This is a genomic window from Spirosoma pulveris (assembly GCF_054781875.1).
Genome location: NZ_BAAGTO010000052.1, coordinates 1 through 1,675, shown reverse-complemented (window position 1 = coordinate 1,675; position 1,675 = coordinate 1). Strand labels below are relative to the sequence as shown.

Below are 1,675 nucleotides of genomic sequence, written 5' to 3'. Positions count from 1 at the left end.
CTCGTGGCTGTTGCACAACTCTGCTTTCTAACTTGACTTTTGGTTGTCTAATCAGGCTGATCGGATTTTCTACCTTCGGTTCCCTTTCTCAGTTAAGAAAAAGCAGCTCAAAACCTCGAAAAATATCTTGTGATGCCAAAGACCACTCCACTTTCAGCGCTATGGCCTGGCTGATGGTGAACTTAGTGGTGAACTTCATATACTTCTTCAAGTTGAAGGCAACGGCTGCCATCAGCATCACCTTGTGAGCCCCTGATTTGCCCCGTACATTCACTTTTCGCAGGCCATAGTACTCTACCAGACTCCCTAAAACCGGTTCTACTGTTTGGTGGCGAAGCCGTTTCATACGCTGACCTCGCCGACTTTGCTGGCGAGCCAAGGCTCGACGATAGAACGGATCATAGGCCGTCCGAATAATTTGGCGGCATTGACTCTTGGGAACGCAGCTGGGTTTGAGGGGGCACTGTTGACAGTCTTGATAAGCTGCTCGATACACCTTCAGCCAGCCTCCATCTTCGTTCTTATCAAACGTCTTAAACACTAAATGCTTGCCCACCGAGCAGGTAAAGTGATCTGCTTGAGGATGATAGGAAAAGCCTTCGATTTGGGATTTGTAGTGACCGAAGACAGGTATCCAACCGGTAATGTTCCACCCTTCCAGTAAAGCATAATTAGCGCCATTGGAGTAGCCAGTATCAGCCAGTATTTCTTCAAGGCATAGCTCATTTTGAGCCAACCGTTGTTGAAGTTTCAAGGTAATGTCAGGTAGGTTCTGGCTATCTCGACCATCGGCAAAATCGGCCTGCACATGACTGATGACCCCTTCTGCGGTATCAACCGCCAAGCTACAATGATAATTGAGTTTACGGGCTTTGCCAGGCTTGATGGAAATACGGGCATCGGGATCGGCAGGACTGTAATGGGTTTTATTGCTGAGTAACTTGGCCTTTTCGTTGCCAGCCCCTAGAGTTTTTGGTGCGCTCTTCAAGTTTTGCTGGCGCTTTTTTAACTGTCTTAACTGGTGATCGGCAGCACTAATCACAGATGCAGCTTGACGGGGGCTGAGTGTGGCTATAGAGGTTACTGACTCATGCTGATCTTCAATCGATTGAACCAGCCTAGGGCCAGGTAAATTGGGTTGTTTTTCTAGCAACCTTTCCATCGACGCATTGGCTTTAACCGGGGCTGAGTCAATGGCAACCCGCCGACCTGCCACCATGTTGTTGGCCACGCATAGAGTGAATACTCTGTCAAATAGTAGCTCAAAGAGCGCTTCCGGGTAGAGTTGGCGGGTACGGCTCAAAGTGGAGTGCCAGGGTAATGGCTCATCAATGTTATAGCCCAGGAAATACAGCATATCCATGCGCATGGAGCAGTGCTCGATCAGCTTACGGTCAGAGGTAATATTCTCCAGGCAACCGATGAGCATGAACTTAAAGAAAATGACTGGATCAATGGAAGGGTTGCCTGTATTGCCATAGAACTGTTTAGTGCCCTCATAGATAAAGGTCAGGTCGAGCGTCTCTTTTAACCGACGGTAGAAATTGTGCTTAGGGACGCGGTTGGACAGTTGAAAACAAGTGACTTGTTTATCGGTATAGTCTTTTCTGCCTTGCATACCTCAAGATACAGAAAAGGCTACTTAAATCTCTAGGTAGAGTTGTGCAACAGCCAC

The 1,675-nt window shown here is 47.9% G+C and carries 1 protein-coding gene; it reads right to left on the bottom strand.

Annotation, left to right across the window (positions count from 1 at the left end; all coding sequences use genetic code 11):
- Positions 1–88: 88 nt before the first annotated feature.
- A complete protein-coding gene (locus ACYVJM_RS32010; protein ID WP_461152193.1) occupies positions 89–1,618 on the bottom strand; it encodes an IS1182 family transposase in 1,530 nt (509 codons plus the stop codon).
- Positions 1,619–1,675 lie beyond the last annotated feature (57 nt).

Bases quoted from the DNA above. Each gene is read 5' to 3' on its own strand.
- ACYVJM_RS32010 (WP_461152193.1), bottom strand. From the start codon at position 1,618: ATGCAAGGCAGAAAAGACTATACCGATAAACAAGTCACTTGTTTTCAA.